Source organism: Streptomyces sp. 184 (assembly GCF_045781775.1).
In the GTDB taxonomy this organism is placed as follows: domain Bacteria; phylum Actinomycetota; class Actinomycetes; order Streptomycetales; family Streptomycetaceae; genus Streptomyces.
Genome location: NZ_CP123230.1, coordinates 5,342,433 through 5,359,973 on the forward strand (window position 1 = coordinate 5,342,433; position 17,541 = coordinate 5,359,973).

The following is a 17,541-nucleotide window of genomic DNA, read 5'->3' on the forward strand; positions in this document are numbered from 1 at the left end:
CTCTACTGCGTAGGAGAACCACACACGGCATAGTGCCTCCCAAGCGGCGGAGATGCACAGGGGGCAGAATGCGGCAAACCGGCCCGGCGCGCGGGCACTCGCTGAAGGCCATCGCCCTGACCTGGGGCAGTTGGGCCGCGCTCGCCACCGGGGCCGTGCTGTGTGCCGTCGGCTGGTACGGGGTGTCGGGCGAGCGGTTCGCCGAGCGGCAGATCCCGTATCTGGCGTCGTGCACGATCCCGGGGGCGGCGCTGATCGTCGCCGGGGCGGTGCTGCTGTCGCGCGGCGACCAGGGGCTCGCGGCGGCGCGGGTGGAGGAGTTGTACGGGCTGCTGGTGGCGGTGGGCGGGGGCGGGCCGGGCGCCGGTCCCGCGCCGGGACCCGGGCCGGCGGCGGAGGCGGGCGGGGGCGGGCCGTACCTGGCGGTGCCCGGCGGCACGCTCTACCACCGCGCGGACTGCCCCCTCGTCGACGGCAAGCCCGGCGCCGTACCGGTCGCCGGTCCTGACGGTCCCGCCGGTCCCGCCGAAGCCGCCGGTGAGGGGCGGGCGTTGACGCCGTGCCCGGTCTGCGAGCCGGGCCCCGCGCCGGAGGCGTGAGGTGTCGCTCACGTACGAACTGACGCTTGCCGGGCTCGCGGTGGGCAGCGCCGCCGCGCTCTCCGGCATCGGCGTCGTCGTCACGTACCGCGCCACCGGCGTGCTCAACCTGGCGCACGGCGCGGTCGCGATGGTCACCGCGTACGTCATGCGCCAGCTCGCCGTCGGCTGGGACTGGCCGCTGTGGGCGGCGGCGGCCGTCAGCCTGCTCGTCGTCGCCCCCGGGATCGGGCTGTTCATGGGGCGGTTCGTCTTCCGGCCGCTGTCGGTGCAGAAGTCGGGCGGGGCGGGCGCGGGCGGCGCGCAGGCGCTCGTGGCCTCGCTCGGGGTGTTCGTGCTGCTGATGGGCGCGGCGGGGCTCCTGTGGGGTACGGGCGCGCGCACGGACGCGCCCGAACCGCTGCCGTCCGACCCGTGGGTGCAGCTCGGTACGGCGGTGGCGCTGGCGTGCGCGGTCGCGGCGGTCACCCGGTGGACCCGGTTCGGGCGCGAGCTGCGCGCGGTCGTCGACAACCGCCGGCTCGCCGCGCTCAGCGGCATCGACGCCGACCGGGTCGCCGACGCGGGCTGGGCGTTCGGCACGTTCACCGCGGGCGTCACGGGCGTGCTGCTGGCACCGGAGTACCGCCTGGACCCTTACGGGCTGCCGCTGCTGGTGATGGCCGTCATCGGGGTCGCGGTCGCGGCCGGGCTGCGGAGCCTGCCGGCGGTGGTGGCGGTGGCGCTGGCGGTCGGCGTGGGGCAGGCGCAGCTCACCCGGCTGCATCCGCAGGGCTGGGGCGAGCAGTTGGTGCAGGCCCTGGGCGCGAACCTCTTCGCGGTGCTGTTGCTGGTGGCGGCGCTGGCGCTGCCGCGGATCGGGGTGTGGTCGGGCGGCGGCGACGGGTTCCTCCGGGTGCCGGCCGACACGCTGGACTCGGCGGCCGGCGACGGGCGGGCGTGGCTGGTCGCCGGGGTGCTGTTCCTGCTGCCGCTGGGCTTCGCGGGCTCCGACCTGACCACGTCGGTCCAGGTGCCGGCGCTGGCGGTGGTGCTGCTGTCGCTCGTCGTCGTCACGGGGCGCGGCGGCCAGGTCTCGCTGGGGCAGGCGGCGTACGCGGGGCTCGGGGCGCTGTTCACGGCGCTGCTGGCGGCGGGGCGCTTCCCGGGCCTGCCCGAGCTGCCGGAGCTGGTGGCGCTGGGCGTCGCGGTGCTGCTGGTGGCGCCGCTGGGGCTGCTCACGGGGTATCCGGCGATCCGGCGGCAGGGCCTGGCGCTGGCGCTGGTCACGCTGGCGGTGGGGGTGGCGGTGAGCCGCTTCGTCTTCGCGCAGCCGTACGCGACGTCGGGGCTGACGCTGGGCCGCCCCGCGGGCTTCACCGGGGACCGGGCGTTCTACGTACTCGAACTGCTGCTGCTCGCCGGCGCGGTGGCCGCGGCGTGGGCGCTGCGCCGGGGCCGCGCGGGCCGTGCGCTGGCCGCGATGCGGGACCACGAGTCCGGTGCCGCGGCGGCGGGGGTGCCGGTGCCGTCGCTGAAGGTCGCCGCGTTCGCGGCGGGCGCGGCGCTGGCGGCGCTGGGCGGCGGCATGCTGGCCATGGGCGCCCGCGCCTTCGACCCCCACGCCTTCGACCCGGTGGTGGGCCTGCTGTGGTTCGCGGCGGTGGTCGTGGTGGGCGCGGACAGCATGCTGGGCGCGCTGCTGGCGGCGGCGCTGCTGGTGGGCCTGGACGCGGGCACCCGCGGCGGCATGGCGGCGGCGGTCGTCGGCGTCCTGGCGGTCCTGCTGGGCCGTTTCCCGGGCGGCCTCTACGAGGCGGCCCGCACGGCGGCGTCCCGCCGGCTGCGCCCACCGGAGCCGACACCGCTGGGCCTGCGGGTACGCACCAGGCTGGCGGGTCGGCCGCCGGCGGTGGCGGCGGAACACGAAGCGCCTGCGGCGGGCGTCGCGGGTGCCGGGCCGCCGCCGGCGCGTACGACCGGCACGGGCTTGGCCGCCGGGCCGGGCCCGGTGCGGGGTGCGGGCGCCACGGCGGCCGCCGCGCCCGGGGCGCACGGGGCGGATGGTGCGGACGCGGAGGCGGCGGTGTCTCCGGCACCGACGCGGGGGCGTGTACGGGAGTCCGGCGGGTGGCACAGACGCGGGGCCGGCGCGGGCGAAGCCTCGCGACAGGCGCGCGGCGACGCCGGGGGCCCGCGGGGCTCCGGGCGCGCCGCCCGCCCGAGGCCGGTCGGCGCCCCGGCCCGGCTGCCCGGGCCCGGCCGCCGCCGCACCACCGCGCCCGGTCCGGCCGCCGCGGGCGCCCGCGGGCCACGCGGAGCGCTTGTCGCCCGCGGCATCGCGGTCTCGTACGGGGACTTCTCCGTGCTCTCCGGTGTCGACCTCCGCGTCGCCCCCGGGCAGGTCACCGCCCTCGTCGGGCCCAACGGGGCCGGGAAGTCGACCCTGTTCCACTGCCTTGCCGGGACCCTCCGGCCGCGGGCCGGGCAGGTCGTGTTCGGTGGGCGGGACGCGACGCGGCTCAGTGCGCACGCGCGGTCGCGGCTCGGGCTGGCGCGGACGTTTCAGCAGCCCGCGGTCTTCCCGTCCCTCACCGTCGCCGAGAACGTCGGCATCGGCGCCGAGCAGGGCCGCGTCCGCGACCCGGCGGCCACCGAGCGGGTGCTGCGGCTCCTGGGCCTGGACGGGCCGCTGCGCGACGCGCCCGCCGAGGACCTGCCCACCGGCACCCTGCGCCGCGTCGAACTCGGCCGCGCGCTCGCCGGCGGGCCGCGCGTGCTGCTGCTCGACGAGCCGGCCGCCGGCCTCGACCTCGCCGAGACCGCCGCGCTCGTACGTATCCTGCGCGCGCTGGCCGCCGACGGCATGGCCCTGCTCGTCGTCGAGCACGACCTCGACCTCGTCGGCGAACTCGCGGACACCGTCCACGCGATGGCCGCCGGCCGCATCGTCGCCTCCGGCACCGCCGCCCAGGTGCTCGCGGCGACCGGCACCGCCCCGGCACCCGCGGAGGCGCCGTGAGCGTCGAGATCGCGCTGGACCGCGCCCGGGTCCGCTACGGGCCGCTGGAGGCCCTGCACGGCGTCGGCCTCGCCGTGCCCGCAGGGCGGCTCACCGTGCTGCTCGGCCGCAACGGCTCCGGCCGTACCACGGCGCTGCGCGCCCTCGCCGGGACCGTGCCGCTGGCCGCCGGCCGGGTGCTGTGGCGCGGCGAGGACGTCACGCGGATGCCCGCGTACGCCCGTGCCCGCCGCGGGCTCTCGCTGACGCCGGAGGTGCGCGCCGTGTTCGGCTCGCTGACCGTCGCGGAGAACCTGCGGCTCGCCGCCCGCGACGGCGACACCGGCCCGGCGCTGGCCGCGTACCCGGAGCTGGCGCGGCTGCTGACGCACCGCGCGGGCACCCTGTCGGGCGGCGAGCAGCGGATGCTGGCCGTCTCCCGCGCGCTGCTGTCCCCCGCCCGGCTCGTCCTGCTGGACGAGCCGGGCCAGGGGATGTCGGCCGCGGTGGCGGCCCGTACGCACGAACTGCTCGGCGGGCTCGCGGCCACCGTCGTCGTCGCGGAGCAGAGCCTGCCGCCCGGCCTCGCGGCCGCGGCGACGGTGGTGCACGAACTCCGTCGCGGAAACGTGGTGTTCAGCGGCGAGCCCGCCGAAGTGGGGTCGCCGTGGCGCACGGCGGCCCGCTGAGAGACCCGTCAGACGTGCAGCCGCTGGCCCGGGACGATGACGTCCGGGTCGCCGCCGACGACGTCGCGGTTGGCCTCGTAGACCTCGCGCCACGGCGTGCCGTGGGCGTCGGCGATGCGGCTGAGCGTGTCGCCGGCCTTGACGGTGTAGTTGCCGTCGCCGCGCTTGAGCGGCTGCCGCTGCCCCTCGCCGCGGTCCGCCCGCGGCTCCGTACGGGGCTCGGCGGGCTCCTCCTGCTCCTGCTGCTCCGGCTGCGCCACCGCGGGCGCGCCGCCGGACGCGCCGGCCTCGACGGAGCAGTTCGGCCAGGCGCCCCACCCCTGGGCGGCCTGCACCTTGGTGGCGACCGCGATCTGCTGCTCCCGGCTCGCCTGGTCCGCGGTGGCGGCGTAGGCGGTGCCGCCGTAGCCCTCCCACGTGGAGGCGGCGAACTGGAGCCCGCCGTAGTAGCCGTTGCCGGTGTTGATGGACCAGTCGCCGCCGCTCTCGCACTGGGCGATACGGTCCCACACCCCGCTGTCCGCGGCGCCCGCCGGCGCGGCGGAGGCGAGGAGCGCGAGGGGGGTCAGGAGCGCGGCGGCTCCGGTGACGACGGCGGCGTTCCTGCGTGTCCTGTTGGTGCTGATGGTGGTGCCTGCCTCACTGGTCGTTCGGTCACTGCGGGTGGCTCGTATGTCGCCCTTCGGGAAAGGCATACGTTCCTCTCGGTGGGCCCGGGTCCCCTGCCCGGTCGGTGCTCGGTGCACGCGGCGGCCGAATCTAGGCATCCTTGTCGGGCGTAATCAACCAAGACCACGTCATTCGAGGCCAGTTGCTGGTTACCGCGGGTATCGATCAATACCGGACAGGTCGCCTCGCCGGTCAAATACGACTTTGTCCGGCAAATCTTCGGTCTCGCTGTGGCTCGGCTCACGGCACCAACGACCGTGATCCGCACATCAGTTGACCCGCAGTGAGAATTTCCGATCAACTCCCTACGGTCCGTACACACCGTTCCGGCAATCGCCGCCGGGGGCGTGACTCCGCACACAGGTCGCCCGTTGTGCCCAGATGAACCCGCACCACGACACCGAGGAGCGACTCGTGCCCCGCATGCTCGAAGTCAGCGACGCCGTACGCGCCGAGATCGGCGACGAGGAGGCGGACAGGCTCGTCGCCGGCGACTCCGCCCCCGGCGCGTACGACTGCACCTCCTGCCGCGCCCCCGGCGACTCGGGGCAGGAGCAGACGAGCACCGTGCTCTTCGTGGGCGAGGAGACCGCGGTGCTCGCCTTCGCCCACGCCACCTGCATCCCCTCGCAGGTCGTCCCGGTCTCCGAGGACCAGCTCCAGGGCGCCGTACGGTCGATCACGGCGGACGGCCGGGCGGCGCAGGCGCCGGTGCCCGCGCAACCGCACGCCCCCGCGCACACCCTCGCGCCGGCGCTCTCGGCGGCGCCCCCCGCGCCGGTCCCCGTCTCCGCCCCGGCCGCCGCCTCCCCCGCCGCGATCGCGTCCTCCGCGGGAGCCGCCGCGCCGGGCGCTCCCGCCGTCCCCGCCGGCGGCGGCGACCACGGCGAGGCGCAGGCGGTGCTCGGCGTCACCTGCGGGCTGGTGATGTGCGGCGACGACGCCCGGCCCGCGCTGGTCGTCGAGCCCACCGCTCCCGTCGTCCGGCCCGGCTCCGAGGGCCCCGGCGACGACTTCCTCCCGCTGCTCATCGAGAGCGGCTTCCTGCCCGTGATGGACATGGTCAAGCCCCCCGCGCCGGCCGCCGGTTGGTCCGTGCTGCTGGTCGCCGGCCACCTGCACGCCGTGATGCAGCCCGGCGCGGCCGGCCAGCCGCCGACCGCCTGGTGGCAGGCGCACCAGCCGCTGCACGTCTCGGACGGCTGGCGGGCCGCCGCGGCGAAGGAGCAGGAGGTGCTGGTGTACGCCGCGCCCGCCGGCGCTGTCGGGCGGCAGCCGCGCGAGGACCTGCTCGGCGAGGCGCTGGCGCAGGCCGCGGCACGCGGACTGCTCGTCGGCGCGACCATGCCCCTGACCGGAACCTGATCACCGGTACCTGATCGGAGCAATGCGCACCCGCATCCCTCCGTACCGCGCCTTCGTTGCACGGGTGTGCACCGATACCACGCGATTCCCGGCATGCGCCCCGCCCACGAGCCCCACGCGGCCGCCCGCACCTCGGGGACGCCGATCTACGACGCCCTGTTCGCCGAGTACCGCCGGCTCTTCCGGGCGCTGCCCGGGGACCGCTCCGGCGAGGAGGGGCTCCGCTTCGACGCGATCATGAACGCCCGTCCGTCACTGCCGTCCACCGGGCGCCTGCGGTCGCACCTCCAGGTGCACCGCCACCGCGCGGCCGACGACTAGGCGCGGAGCCCCGCCCCGGGCCGCGTACGCGACAGGAGCGTACGCGGCACGAGAACCCCTCCGGAGCCGCCGGGACCGCTACTTCTTGCGGCCCCGCTTCTCCCGCACCCGTACCGAGATCCGGATCGGGCTGCCCTCGAAGCCGAACTCCTCGCGCAGCCGCCGCTCGATGAAGCGCCGGTAGTTCGCCTCGATGAACCCGGAGGCGAAGAGCACGAACCGCGGGGGCCGGGTGCCCGCCTGGGTGCCGAAGAGGATCCGCGGCTGCTTGCCGCCGCGCACCGGGTGCGGCTGGCCGGCCACCAGCTCGCCGAGGAAGGCGTTCAGCCTGCCGGTCGGCACCCGCGCCTCCCAGCCCGCCAGCGCCGTCTCCAGCGCCGGCACCAGCTTCTCCATGTGCCGTCCGGTACGGGCCGAGACGTTGACCCGCGGCGCCCACTGCACCTGCACGAGATCGCGCTCGATCTCGCGCTCCAGGTAGAAGCGCCGCTCCTCGTCCAGCAGGTCCCACTTGTTGTACGCGATGACCAGCGCCCGCCCGGCGTCGACGGCCATGGAGATGATCCGGGTGTCCTGCACCGTCAGCGTCTCGCCGGCGTCCACCAGGACGACCGCGACCTCCGCCTTCTCCAGCGCGGCGGCGGTGCGCAGCGAGGCGTAGTAGTCGGCGCCCTCCTGGAGGTGGACGCGCCGCCGGATGCCGGCGGTGTCGACGAATCGCCAGGTCTTCCCGCCCAGTTGGATCAGCTCGTCCACCGGGTCGCGGGTGGTGCCCGCGACGTCGTCCACGACGACGCGGTCCTCCCTGGCGACCTTGTTGAGCATGGACGACTTGCCGACGTTGGGCCGCCCGATGAGCGCCACCCGGCGCGGCCCGCCGAGCCCGCCGCCGAAGGACTGCGCGGGCGCGTCCGGCAGCGCGGCGAGCACCGCGTCGAGCATGTCGCCGGTGCCGCGGCCGTGCAGCGCGGAGACCGGGTGGGGCTCGCCGAGGCCCAGCGACCACAGGTACGTCGCCTCCGCCTCGCCCGACTGCCCGTCGACCTTGTTGGCGCAGAGCACCACCGGCTTGCCGGCCCGGCGCAGCATCTTCACGACGGCCTCGTCGGTGTCCGTGGCGCCGGTCTGGGTGTCGACCACGAAGACCACGGCGTCCGCCGCCTCCACCGCGTACTCGGCCTGCGCCGCCACGGAGGCGTGGATGCCGAGCACGTCCTGCTCCCACCCGCCGGTGTCGACCACCTTGAAGCGGCGGCCCGCCCAGTCGGCCTCGTACGACACCCGGTCGCGGGTGACGCCGGGGCGGTCCTCCACGACGGCCTCGCGGCGGCCGATGATGCGGTTCACCAGAGTCGACTTGCCGACGTTCGGCCGGCCGACGACCGCCACCACCGGCAGCGGGCCGTGCCCGGCCCGCGCGAGGTCGCCCTCGACCTCGTCGAGGTCGAAGCCCTCCTCGGCGGCCAGCTCCATGAACTCCGCGTACTCGGCGTCGCCCAGCTCCCCGTGCTCGTCGCCGTGGGCCCCGCCGTGCGGGCCCTGCTCCGGAGAGCTGCCGGTCTCGCTCATCACGTTCCTCGTCCTTGCGTTTACGGCCGCGCGCGGCCCGGTCGGCCGGGCACGCAGCCTCAAGTCTGGTCTAGCGGCCGGTGTCGCGCCTGGCAGCGGCCAGGTGCGCGGTCAGCCGGTCCTGGATGCGCAGCGTCGCCTCGTCCATCGCCTTGCGGGTGCGCCGCCCGTCGGACGACCCGGCCTGGAAGGGCTCGCCAAAGACGATGTCCACCTGGCTGCGCACCGGCGGCAGCGACCTGAGCACGCGGCTGCGCCGCTCCGCCGTGCCCATCACCGCCACCGGCACCACCGGGGCGCCGGAGCGCACCGCGAAGTACGCGAGCCCGGCGCGGATCGAGGAGAAGTCGCCCTCTCCCCTGCTGCCCTCCGGAAAGATCCCGAGCACCCCGCCCTCGTCCAGCACCCCCAGCGCGCGGGTGATCGCCGCCCGGTCGACCGTGGTGCGGTCGATGGCCACCTGGCCGATGGTGCGCAGGTACCAGCCTACGACCCCGACGAACGCCTCCTGCTTGACCAGGAAGTGCACCGGCCGCGGCGAGGTGCCCATGAGCAGCGGGCCGTCCACGTTGTGCGAGTGGTTCCCGGCCAGGATCACCGGCCCGCTGGCGGGCACCCGCCAGGCGCCGAGTATCCGCGGCCGGAAGTAGCCGTGCATGACGGGCGCGGACATCCGCCGCCCGACGAGCGCACCCCGTGTCTCCGGCACCGCGCCGGCCGGTTCGGTCACCGACCCTGCTGCTTCTCTTCGACGAGGGCCACGACGCACTGGATGACCTGCTCCAGGGTCAGCTCCGTCGTGTCCACCTCGATGGCGTCGGCGGCCTTGGCGAGCGGCGAGACCTTGCGGCCGGCGTCGGCGGCGTCGCGCCGGGCCAGCGACGCCTGCGTGGCGGCCAGGTCGCGGGCGTCCCTGCCCTTCAGCTCGCCGCTGCGGCGGGCGGCCCGTACCTCCTCCGAGGCGGTGAGGAAGATCTTCACGTCCGCGTCCGGCAGCACCGTCGTGCCGATGTCGCGGCCCTCGACGACGATCCCGCCGCTCTTCGCGGACTCGGCCGCGATCGACCGCTGGAGCGCGGTGATCCGCGCCCGTACCTCCGGCACCGCGCTGACGGCGCTGACCGCGGCGGTGACCTCCTGGGTACGGATCGGGCCCGCGGCGTCCGCGCCGTCTACGGTGATCGTGGGTGCCCCCGGGTCGGTGCCCGAGACGATCTGCGGCTTCTCCGCGGCGGCGGCGACCGCCGCGGCGTCGCGTACGTCCACCTCGTTGCCCAGCATCCACCAGGCCGCGGCCCGGTACTGGGCACCGGTGTCGAGATAGCGCAGGCCGAGGCGGGCGGCGACGGCCCGGGACGTGCTCGACTTGCCGGTGCCGGCGGGGCCGTCGATGGCGACGATCACGGGGGCCCGCTGGGGCCTGGCAGCGCTGTCCACGGGGTGTACGACACCCTTCCTCAGGTTGACGACGGGGTTGACCGAGCCGACTTGTGCGGGACCAGATTACTGGTAGCCGTGCGGGCCTTGGTCACTGCCTCAGCGGCCACCCGCGCTCACGCAGCGCCGCGGTGAGCGCGCGCGCGGCCGGCGGCTCGACCATGAGCTGCACCCGCCCGGCCTGCTGGCCGGTGGCGTGCTCGATGCGTACGTCCTCGATGTTGACCCCGGCCGCGCCGGCGTCGGCGAAGATGCGGGCCAGCTCGCCCGGCCGGTCGCCGATGAGCACGGTGACCGTCTCGTAGTCGGCGGGGGCGGCGCCGTGCTTGCCGGGCACCCGCTCGCGGCCGGCGCTGCCGCGGCGCAGCACGTCCTCGATGCCGGCCGCGCCGCTGCGGCGCTTGTCGTCGTCGGCGGCCTGGAGCGCGCGCAGCGCGCGTACCGTCTCGTCGAGGTCGGCGGCGACCTCGGACAGCACCTCGGCGACCGGGCCCGGGTTGGCGGAGAGGATGTCGATCCACATCGCCGGGTCCGACGCGGCGATGCGGGTGACGTCCCTGATGCCCTGCCCGCACAGCCGCACCGCGGCCTCCTCGGCGTCCTCCAGCCGGGCGGCGACCATGCTGGAGACGAGCTGCGGGGTGTGCGAGACGAGGGCGACCGCGCGGTCGTGGGCGTCGGCGTCCATCACCACGGGCACGGCGCGGCAGAGCGCCACCAGCTCCAGCGCGAGGTTCAGCACCTCGGTGTCGGTGGTCGCCGCGGGACTCAGCACCCAGGGGCGGCCCTCGAACAGCTCCGCGGTGGCGGCCAGCGGGCCGGAGCGCTCGCTGCCGGCCATCGGGTGGCTGCCGATGTAGCGGGTGAGGTCGCCGCCCAGCTCCTCCAGGGTGCGGCGGGGGCCGCCCTTGACGCTGGCGACGTCCAGGTAGCCGCGGGCCGCGCCGCGGCGCTGGGCGTCGGCGAGGGTGCGGCCGGTGAGCGCGGGCGGCACGGCGACGACGGCCAGGTCCACGGGGGCGGGGGGCGGCCGGTCCGTACCGGCCCCGAGGGAGGCGGCGGTACGGGCCTGGTCGGCGTCCTCGTCCTGGAGATGGACCGTGACACCTCTGCGGGTCAGCGCCAGCGCGGCGGAGGTGCCGATGAGGCCGGTGCCGATGACGAGGGCGGTACGCACGGCGCAAGGATACGCGGCGGCCCGCCCGCGAGGCGCGGGGAGGCCGCCGGACCCCGCCTACGGGCCGTGCGAGCGTACGGGCCGTGCGCGCGCCGGCCGCGCTACGGGCGTACGGGCCCGGCGGGCCGGGCCGTCAGAGCCCGACCTCCTTCATCAGCATCCCGACCTCGGTGTTGCTGAGCCGGCGCAGCCAGCCGGACTTCTGGTCGCCCAGCGCGATCGGGCCGAACCGGGTCCGTACCAGCTTGTCGACCGGGAAGCCCGCCTCGGCGAGCATCCGCCGCACGATGTGCTTGCGGCCCTCGTGCAGCACCACCTCGACCAGGTAGTTCTTGCCGGTGTTCTCCACCACCCGGAAGTCGTCGGCCTTGGCGTAGCCGTCGTCGAGCTGGATCCCGTTCCGCAGCCGCTTGCCGAGGTCGCGCGGCAGCGGGCCCTGGATGGCGGCGAGATAGGTCTTCTTCACGCCGTACCGGGGGTGGGTGAGGCGGTGGGACAGCTCGCCGTGGTTGGTGAGCAGGATGATGCCCTCGGTCTCGGTGTCCAGGCGGCCGACGTGGAAGAGCCGCGTCTCGCGGTTGTCCACGTAGTCGCCGAGGTTCTGCCGGCCCTCCGGGTCGTCCATCGAGGAGACGACGCCGACGGGCTTGTTGAGGGCGAAGAAGAGATACGACTGCGTGGCCACGGTCAGCCCGTCGACCTTGATCTCGTCCTTCTCCGGGTCGACGCGCAGCCCCTGCTCGGTGACGATGCGCCCGTTGACCTCCACCCGCGCCTGGTCGATCAGCTCCTCGCAGGCGCGCCGCGACCCCATGCCGGCCCGCGCCAGCACCTTCTGGAGCCGCTCGCCCTCGGGCTCGCCGAAGGTCTTCGGCAGCGCGCGCTGCGGCTTGGTGTGCCGGGCCCTGGTCCGCTCCTCCAACTGCGCCTCGTACTCGCGGGAGCGCGCGGGCCTGCTCGGCGTACCGCCGCGCCCCCGGCCCCCCTTCCCCGGGCCGCCCGGGCGCTCGCCCTGGGGGGCGCCGGACTTCTCGTACCGCCGCTCCTCGGGGCGGGGGGTGCCCTGCCGGCGCTGTGGCGCGTCGCGCTTGCCACCCGCCCCCCGGGAGTTGGCGCCCGAGGGCTTCCTGCTGTTCCTGCCGCCGCTGCTTCGCATCGAGCTACCGTCAGTCCGTTGGGTTGGTCAGGTCTCGTCATCCACGTCGAACGACGGGACACCCTCCTGGGACTCGCCCTCCACCGCGTCCGCGTCCGGTAGGAACGGGGCCAGCTCGGGGAGCTCGTCCAGACCGCGCAGGCCCATCCGCTCCAGGAAGTAGTTCGTCGTCCTGTACAGGATCGCACCTGTTCCGTCCTCCGTGCCCGCCTCCTCGATAAGCCCGCGCTGAAGGAGCGTGCGCATGACACCGTCGCAGTTGACGCCGCGGACCGCGGAGACGCGCGAGCGGGAGACCGGCTGACGGTACGCGACGACCGCGAGGGTCTCCAGCGCGGCCTGGGTGAGCCGGGCCTGCTGGCCGTCGAGTACGAAGCCCTCGACGGCGGGCGCGTAGGCGGCGCGGGTGTAGAAGCGCCAGCCGCCGGCGACGTGGCGCAGGTCGAAGCCGCGGCCCTGGACGGTGTACTCGTCGGACAGCTCGTGCAGGGCGTCGGCGATCTCGCGGGGGCGGCGGTCGAGGACCTTGGCCAGGTGCTCGGGGGTGACGGGCTCGTCGACGACCATGAGGACGGCTTCGAGGGCGGGGCGCAGCGGGAGCTCGGCGGTGGGGCTCGCCTCCGTCGCCTCTTTCGGCGCCTCCTCTTCCTGCGTCTCCTCAGGCCGCGGTTCCGTGTCCGTCCCCTCCGGCACACCCGCCGCGTCCGTCACTGCGTCGCTCATCGCTCGTCCTCGCCCTCGTCCTCGACCTCGTCGTCGGCCTGGTCGTTGGCGCCGGCCTCGACCCGGTCCTGGCCGGCGCCGTCGGCCGCGGCGGCGTCCGCGTCGCCGGGCGCCGTGTCGAACTCGTCGGTCACCACCGGCACCGCATCCTCCCGTCCCGTCCACCGCACCGTCAGCGGCTCCAGCGCGCCTTCCTGGTCGAGCGCCACGACCTTCTCCCGGTACAGCTCCAGCAGCGCCAGGAACCGGGCGACGACGGTCAGCGGGTCGGGGGCGTCGGCGATCAGGTCCTGGAAGCTGGCGGAGCCGTGCTCGCGCAGCCGGGAGACGACGACCTGTGCCTGTTCCTGGACGCTGACGAGCGGGGCGTGGATGTGGTCGACGTAGACCTGGGGCACGGGCTTGGGCTGCATCGCCTTGACCGCGAGCCGGGCGAAGCCCTCGGGGCCGATGCTGATGACCACCTCGGGCAGCAGCTCCGCGTGGTGCGGCTCCAGCCCGACGGTACGGGGGTGGAGCTGCGACTCCTCCTCCAGCCGGCGGTGGAAGATGCCCGCTATCTCCTTGTACGCGCGGTACTGCAACAGGCGCGCGAACAGCAGGTCGCGGGCCTCCAGCAGCGCGAGGTCCTCCTCGTCCTCGACCTCGGCGGCGGGCAGCAGGCGGGCGGCCTTGAGGTCGAGGAGGGTGGCGGCGACGACGAGGAACTCGGTGGTCTGGTCGAGGTCCCAGTCGGGGCCCATGGCGCGGATGTGGACCATGAAGTCGTCGGTGACGCGGTGCAGGGAGACCTCGGTCACGTCCAGCTTGTGCTTGGAGATGAGCTGGAGGAGGAGGTCGAAGGGGCCCTCGAAGTTGGCGAGCCGGACCCGGAAGGCACCGTCGTCGGGTTCGCCGGCGGGCTCGTCGTCGGGTTCGCCGGCGGGGGCGGCGTCCCCGCCGGTCGCCGGGCCGGGCTCCGGACCGGGTACGGGGCCGGGCTTGCGGTCGGGCACGGGGCCTGGCCCGGGGGGCTCCTCGCCGGGCTCCTCGGCGGGGTCCGCGCCGGGCTCCTCGGCGGGGTCCGCGCCACCGGGGCCCGCCGGGGCGGGCTCGGTCTCCGGCTCGGGGTCGGGCAGCGGCCCCGGGTCGGGTTCCGGCGGGGCCGGCGCGGGGCTCGGCTCGCCGGGGCGCGGGGCGGGGCCCGGGATGGGCAGCGGCGGCTCCGCCGGGCCGGGGACGGGCGCCGGATCCGGCTGCGGCAGCGGCATGGGCTCGGGGTACGGCTCGCGCACCGGATCCGGGTCGGCGGGCCGCGGAGCGGGCTTGGTGGGCGTCGCGGCGACCCCGGGGCCGCGGCCGAGGGAGCGCCGGGCGGTGGGCGCGGGGCGCTGCGGGTCGTCGTGGTGCCTGTCGTCCATCGCTCGCAGCGTATCGCTCGGAGCGGTTCACGCCGGGTTGCCGACCGGCGGGGCGGCGGCACGGTCTTCCGGTACGGGGCCGCGCGGCAGACGGCGGCCCGGACGTACGGGAGCGGGTGTCAGCGGCCGCGCAGGCGGCGTACGAGGATGCTCGCGTCCCCGCGGGACTCCAGGTCGGCCAGCACCACCGCGACGGCCTCGCGGACGATCCGGCCGCGGTCCACGGCCAGGCCGTGGTCGCCGCGGAGCACGAGCCGGGCGTGCTCCAGGTCCATCAGCTCCTCGGCGGAGACGTAGACGGTGATCTTCTCGTCGTGGCGCTCCCGGCCGCTGGGCCGCCGCGCCGCGCTGCGTCCGCGGCCGCGTCTGGGCTGGGCCGCCGCGGCCGAACCGCCGCTCTGCCGCGCGGACTTCGTACGCGCCTGGCCGGCCGGCTCCCGCTCGCCCTGCCGGGTCCGCCCGCCGGTGGCGGTCTCCGCGTTCGCCTCCCGGCCGCCGTGCTCCGTCGCCTCGGGGTCCCGCCGGGCCGCGGGGCCGCCCGCGGTGCGCTTGCCGCCCGCCGGAGCCGCCGGGCCGGCCTTGCCGCCCGCGCCCGTGCGCACGCCCCGCGCGCCGTCGCCCGTACCGCCGGAGTCGCCCGGATCCTCCGCGCCCGCCTCCTCGGCGTCGCCGGACTCCGCGTCCGCACCGGCGGCCGCGGTCTCCGAGTCGCCCTCCCGGCTCGGCCCCGGGACGCGCGTACTGCCGCCGGGTGCCTCGCCGTTGGCCCGCTGCCGGTCCTGCTGCGGCGTGGACGACTGGAGCGCGGTCCCCCCGGTGGTGCGGAAAAGCTCGTCGGCCCCGGGCAGGCTCACTCGGCGTGGCACCGGGCGAGCACCTCCCTGGCGAGCTGGCGGTAGGCGGCCGCGCCCACGGAATTGGAGGCGTACGAGGTGATGGGCTCGCCGGCCACGGTGGTCTCGGGGAAGCGGACCGTGCGCCCGATGACCGTGTGGTAGACGTGCTCGTCGAAAGCCTCGACGACGCGCGCCAGCACCTCGCGGCTGTGCACCGTCCGCGAGTCGTACATCGTGGCGAGGATGCCGTCCAGCTCCAGGTCGGGGTTGAGCCGCTCCTGGACCTTCTCGATCGTCTCGGTGAGCAGCGCGACGCCGCGCAGCGCGAAGAACTCGCACTCCAGCGGCACGATCACCTTGTGCGCCGCGGTCAGCGCGTTGACCGTGAGCAGACCGAGCGACGGCTGGCAGTCGATGACGACGTAGTCGTACTCGGGCAGCAGCGGCTTCAGCGCGCGCTGGAGCGTCTGCTCCCGCGCCACCTCGCTCACCAACTGCACTTCGGCGGCGGACAGATCGATGTTGCTGGGCAGCAGGTCCATGTTGGGCACGGCCGTCTTGAGCAGCACCTCGTCGGCCGACATGCCCCGCTCCATGAGCAGGTTGTAGACGGTGAGGTCCAGCTCCATCGGGTTGACCCCGAGGCCGACGGAGAGCGCGCCCTGCGGGTCGAAGTCCACGAGCAGCACGCGGCGTCCGTACTCGGCCAGCGCCGCGCCCAGGTTGATGGCGGACGTGGTCTTGCCGACGCCGCCCTTCTGGTTGCACATGGCGATGACCTTCGCCGGGCCGTGGTCGGTGACCGGGCCCGGGATGGGGAAGTACGGCAGCGGGCGGCCCGTGGGACCGATGCGCTCCCGGCGCTGCCGGGCTGCGTCCGGGGCGAGCGTCGCGGCGTACTCGGGATCCGGCTCGTAGTCCGCGTCCGGATCGTAGAAGTGACCTTCTGACAGGTCCTCGAAGTCGGAGGTGGCGGATGCGGCGAGGCGTGTGCTGTCCTCGCCGCCGCTCTGGCTGCCGGTCATGGCGTTCACGTGATGACCGTCCATGCTCTGGTATACGTTTCCGCCCTGGTGTGCGTGTGCCGAGAAGGTGTGGACGGCGACGGAGCCGACAGGCGCCTCCACCCCCGAGGATCCGTGGTTCCGCGCAGGCGTGCCTGGACGACCACCCCCGGGAGCAAATGTCGACTCATTCACAAGTCGTCCTACCTCCTTGGTGACCAGGGCACTTCTCGATTGGTCAGCGTGGCACCATGCCGACGATTGGCGACTCTATGGCGTGTCGGGGTCCCTCAGCAACACAATCCCGCAGACAGAGCACGATGTGTCGGGTGCGGAACGCCACTTCGGGCGCCCCGCGCGGCGGCACGGCGGCCGGCCGAACCCCTGGTGACAAGGTTCGGCCGGTGATGCGGAGTTGACGGTGTCGCCGATGTGGTCGATGTGCCGCGCACCTGCGCGAAATCAGCCCAGTACGCGCGCGAGTTCGGCTGCCGGAAGACCGTGCGCCTCCGCCACGGGACCGTAAACGACCTGCCCTTCGTGGGTGTTGAGGCCGAGCGCGAGCGCGGGATCGCCGCGCAGCGCCGCCCGCCAGCCGAGGTCCGCGAGCCTGACGACGTACGGCAGGGTGGCGTTGGTCAGGGCGTACGTGGACGTGTTGGGCACCGCGCCGGGCATGTTGGCGACGCAGTAGAAGACCGAGTCGTGCACCCGGAACGTCGGCTCCGCATGCGTCGTCGGACGCGAATCGGCGAAGCAGCCGCCCTGGTCGATCGCAATGTCGACAAGAACACTTCCCGGCTTCATCCGCGACACCAGTTCGTTGTCGACGAGCTTGGGCGCCTTCGCGCCCGGGATGAGCACGGCGCCGACCACCAGGTCGGCGTCCAGGACGGCCTGTCCGAGGACGTAGGAGTTGGACACGAGGGTGCGTACCTTCGTACCGAAGACCTTGTCCGCCTCGCGCAGCTTGCGCACGTCGGTGTCGAGCAGCGTGACGTGGAAGCCCATGCCGACGGCGATCTGCGTGGCGTTCCAGCCGGAGACACCGCCGCCGATCACGACCGCCTGGCCCGGCGCCACCCCGGGCACGCCGCCCGGCAGCACGCCGCGACCGCCCTGCGAGCGCATCAGGTGGTACGCGCCGACCTGCGGCGCGAGCCGGCCGGCGACCTCCGACATCGGGGCGAGCAGCGGCAGTTGCCTGTCCGCGGTCTCCACCGTCTCGTACGCGATGGCGGTGGCGCCGGAGTCCAGCAGCGCGTCGGTGCAGGCGCGGGAGGCCGCGAGGTGGAGGTAGGTGAAGAGCACCTGGCCCTTGCGGAGCCGGTGGTACTCCTCCGCGATCGGCTCCTTGACCTTCAGCACCATGTCCGCGGCGGCCCACACGTCGTCGGCCGTGGGCAGGATCTGCGCGCCGGCCGCGACGAACTCCTCGTCGGTGAGGGACGAGCCGAGTCCCGCGCCCTGCTCCACGACGACTTCGTGGCGGTGGCGGACCAGCTCGTGCACTCCGGCGGGTGTGATGGCCACCCGGAACTCGTTGTTCTTGACCTCGCGTGGAATGCCGACCTTCACGATGGATCACGGTCCTTGGGGTGAGGGGATCTCGTCAG

At 75.1% G+C, this 17,541-nt stretch carries 16 protein-coding genes; 5 read left to right on the forward strand and 11 right to left on the reverse strand.

What is annotated here, in order from left to right:
- Positions 1 to 155 precede the first annotated feature (155 nt).
- The 3 genes from QBL21_RS22595 to QBL21_RS22605 are packed head-to-tail and all read left to right on the forward strand — an operon-like array spanning position 156 to position 4,268.
- Complete coding sequence (locus QBL21_RS22595; protein WP_407566516.1) at positions 156 to 599, forward strand: hypothetical protein; 444 nt, start codon at positions 156 to 158, stop codon at positions 597 to 599.
- A 1-nt stretch (position 600) separates the two neighbouring features.
- A complete protein-coding gene (locus tag QBL21_RS22600; RefSeq protein ID WP_407564045.1) occupies positions 601 to 3,600 on the forward strand; it encodes an ABC transporter permease subunit in 3,000 nt (999 codons plus the stop codon).
- Positions 3,597 to 4,268, forward strand: a complete 672-nt coding sequence (locus QBL21_RS22605; RefSeq protein WP_407564046.1) for an ABC transporter ATP-binding protein — start codon at positions 3,597 to 3,599, stop codon at positions 4,266 to 4,268. The genes QBL21_RS22600 and QBL21_RS22605 overlap by 4 nt, the downstream gene beginning before the upstream one ends.
- Before the next feature lie 8 nt (positions 4,269 to 4,276).
- Here the strand turns inward: QBL21_RS22605 and QBL21_RS22610 are convergent, their stop codons facing one another.
- Positions 4,277 to 4,963 carry a transglycosylase family protein gene (locus QBL21_RS22610; protein ID WP_407564047.1) on the reverse strand — a complete coding sequence of 229 codons (687 nt, stop codon included), beginning with the start codon at positions 4,961 to 4,963 and terminating at the stop codon, positions 4,277 to 4,279.
- Positions 4,964 to 5,318: 355 nt separating this feature from the next.
- On the opposite strand from QBL21_RS22610, the gene QBL21_RS22615 reads away from it, so the two are divergent.
- A complete protein-coding gene (locus tag QBL21_RS22615) occupies positions 5,319 to 6,302 on the forward strand; it encodes a hypothetical protein (RefSeq protein ID WP_407564048.1) in 984 nt (327 codons plus the stop codon).
- Between the two features lie 93 nt (positions 6,303 to 6,395).
- Positions 6,396 to 6,623 carry a hypothetical protein gene (locus tag QBL21_RS22620; RefSeq protein WP_407566681.1) on the forward strand — a complete coding sequence of 76 codons (228 nt, stop codon included), beginning with the start codon at positions 6,396 to 6,398 and terminating at the stop codon, positions 6,621 to 6,623.
- Between the two features lie 78 nt (positions 6,624 to 6,701).
- Here QBL21_RS22620 and der read toward each other — a convergent pair whose 3' ends face one another.
- The 10 genes from der to ald all read right to left on the reverse strand — a co-directional run bounded on the left by der (position 6,702) and on the right by ald (position 17,503).
- Positions 6,702 to 8,192: a ribosome biogenesis GTPase Der gene (gene der / locus QBL21_RS22625; protein ID WP_407564049.1), complete on the reverse strand. Its 1,491-nt coding sequence runs from the start codon at positions 8,190 to 8,192 to the stop codon at positions 6,702 to 6,704.
- Positions 8,193 to 8,262: 70 nt separating this feature from the next.
- Positions 8,263 to 8,865, reverse strand: a complete 603-nt coding sequence (locus tag QBL21_RS22630) for a lysophospholipid acyltransferase family protein (protein ID WP_407566517.1) — start codon at positions 8,863 to 8,865, stop codon at positions 8,263 to 8,265.
- Between the two features lie 53 nt (positions 8,866 to 8,918).
- The gene (gene cmk / locus QBL21_RS22635; RefSeq protein ID WP_407564050.1) at positions 8,919 to 9,629 is read right to left on the reverse strand and encodes a (d)CMP kinase; all 711 of its coding nucleotides are present in this window, start codon (positions 9,627 to 9,629) and stop codon (positions 8,919 to 8,921) included.
- Between the two features lie 91 nt (positions 9,630 to 9,720).
- Entirely contained in the window at positions 9,721 to 10,806 is a 1,086-nt protein-coding gene (locus QBL21_RS22640) for a prephenate dehydrogenase (protein ID WP_407564051.1), read from the reverse strand.
- Between the two features lie 133 nt (positions 10,807 to 10,939).
- On the reverse strand, positions 10,940 to 11,962 hold the full coding sequence (locus tag QBL21_RS22645) for a pseudouridine synthase (RefSeq protein ID WP_407564052.1): 1,023 nt from the start codon (positions 11,960 to 11,962) through the stop codon (positions 10,940 to 10,942).
- Between the two features lie 27 nt (positions 11,963 to 11,989).
- On the reverse strand, positions 11,990 to 12,685 hold the full coding sequence (gene scpB, locus QBL21_RS22650) for an SMC-Scp complex subunit ScpB (protein ID WP_407564053.1): 696 nt from the start codon (positions 12,683 to 12,685) through the stop codon (positions 11,990 to 11,992).
- The gene (locus QBL21_RS22655) at positions 12,682 to 14,085 is read right to left on the reverse strand and encodes a segregation/condensation protein A (protein ID WP_407564054.1); all 1,404 of its coding nucleotides are present in this window, start codon (positions 14,083 to 14,085) and stop codon (positions 12,682 to 12,684) included. Before QBL21_RS22655 ends, scpB begins: the two co-directional genes overlap by 4 nt.
- Positions 14,086 to 14,204: 119 nt before the next feature.
- Positions 14,205 to 14,939 (reverse strand): hypothetical protein, encoded by a 735-nt coding sequence (locus QBL21_RS22660; protein WP_407566518.1) that lies wholly within the window; start codon positions 14,937 to 14,939, stop codon positions 14,205 to 14,207.
- Positions 14,936 to 16,120 (reverse strand): ParA family protein, encoded by a 1,185-nt coding sequence (locus QBL21_RS22665; protein ID WP_407564055.1) that lies wholly within the window; start codon positions 16,118 to 16,120, stop codon positions 14,936 to 14,938. The genes QBL21_RS22660 and QBL21_RS22665 overlap by 4 nt, the downstream gene beginning before the upstream one ends.
- Before the next feature lie 267 nt (positions 16,121 to 16,387).
- Entirely contained in the window at positions 16,388 to 17,503 is a 1,116-nt protein-coding gene (ald, locus tag QBL21_RS22670; protein WP_407564056.1) for an alanine dehydrogenase, read from the reverse strand.
- Between the last annotated feature and the right edge of the window lie 38 nt (positions 17,504 to 17,541).

Coding starts and splice junctions, on each gene's coding strand:
- QBL21_RS22615 (WP_407564048.1), top strand. CDS start 5,319: ATGAACCCGCACCACGACACCGAGGAGCGACTCGTGCCCCGCATGCTC.
- QBL21_RS22610 (WP_407564047.1), bottom strand. CDS start 4,963: ATGCCTTTCCCGAAGGGCGACATACGAGCCACCCGCAGTGACCGAACG.
- scpB (WP_407564053.1), bottom strand. CDS start 12,685: ATGAGCGACGCAGTGACGGACGCGGCGGGTGTGCCGGAGGGGACGGAC.
- QBL21_RS22645 (WP_407564052.1), bottom strand. CDS start 11,962: ATGCGAAGCAGCGGCGGCAGGAACAGCAGGAAGCCCTCGGGCGCCAAC.
- QBL21_RS22620 (WP_407566681.1), top strand. CDS start 6,396: ATGCGCCCCGCCCACGAGCCCCACGCGGCCGCCCGCACCTCGGGGACG.
- QBL21_RS22655 (WP_407564054.1), bottom strand. CDS start 14,085: ATGGACGACAGGCACCACGACGACCCGCAGCGCCCCGCGCCCACCGCC.
- QBL21_RS22630 (WP_407566517.1), bottom strand. CDS start 8,865: ATGTCCGCGCCCGTCATGCACGGCTACTTCCGGCCGCGGATACTCGGC.
- der (WP_407564049.1), bottom strand. CDS start 8,192: ATGAGCGAGACCGGCAGCTCTCCGGAGCAGGGCCCGCACGGCGGGGCC.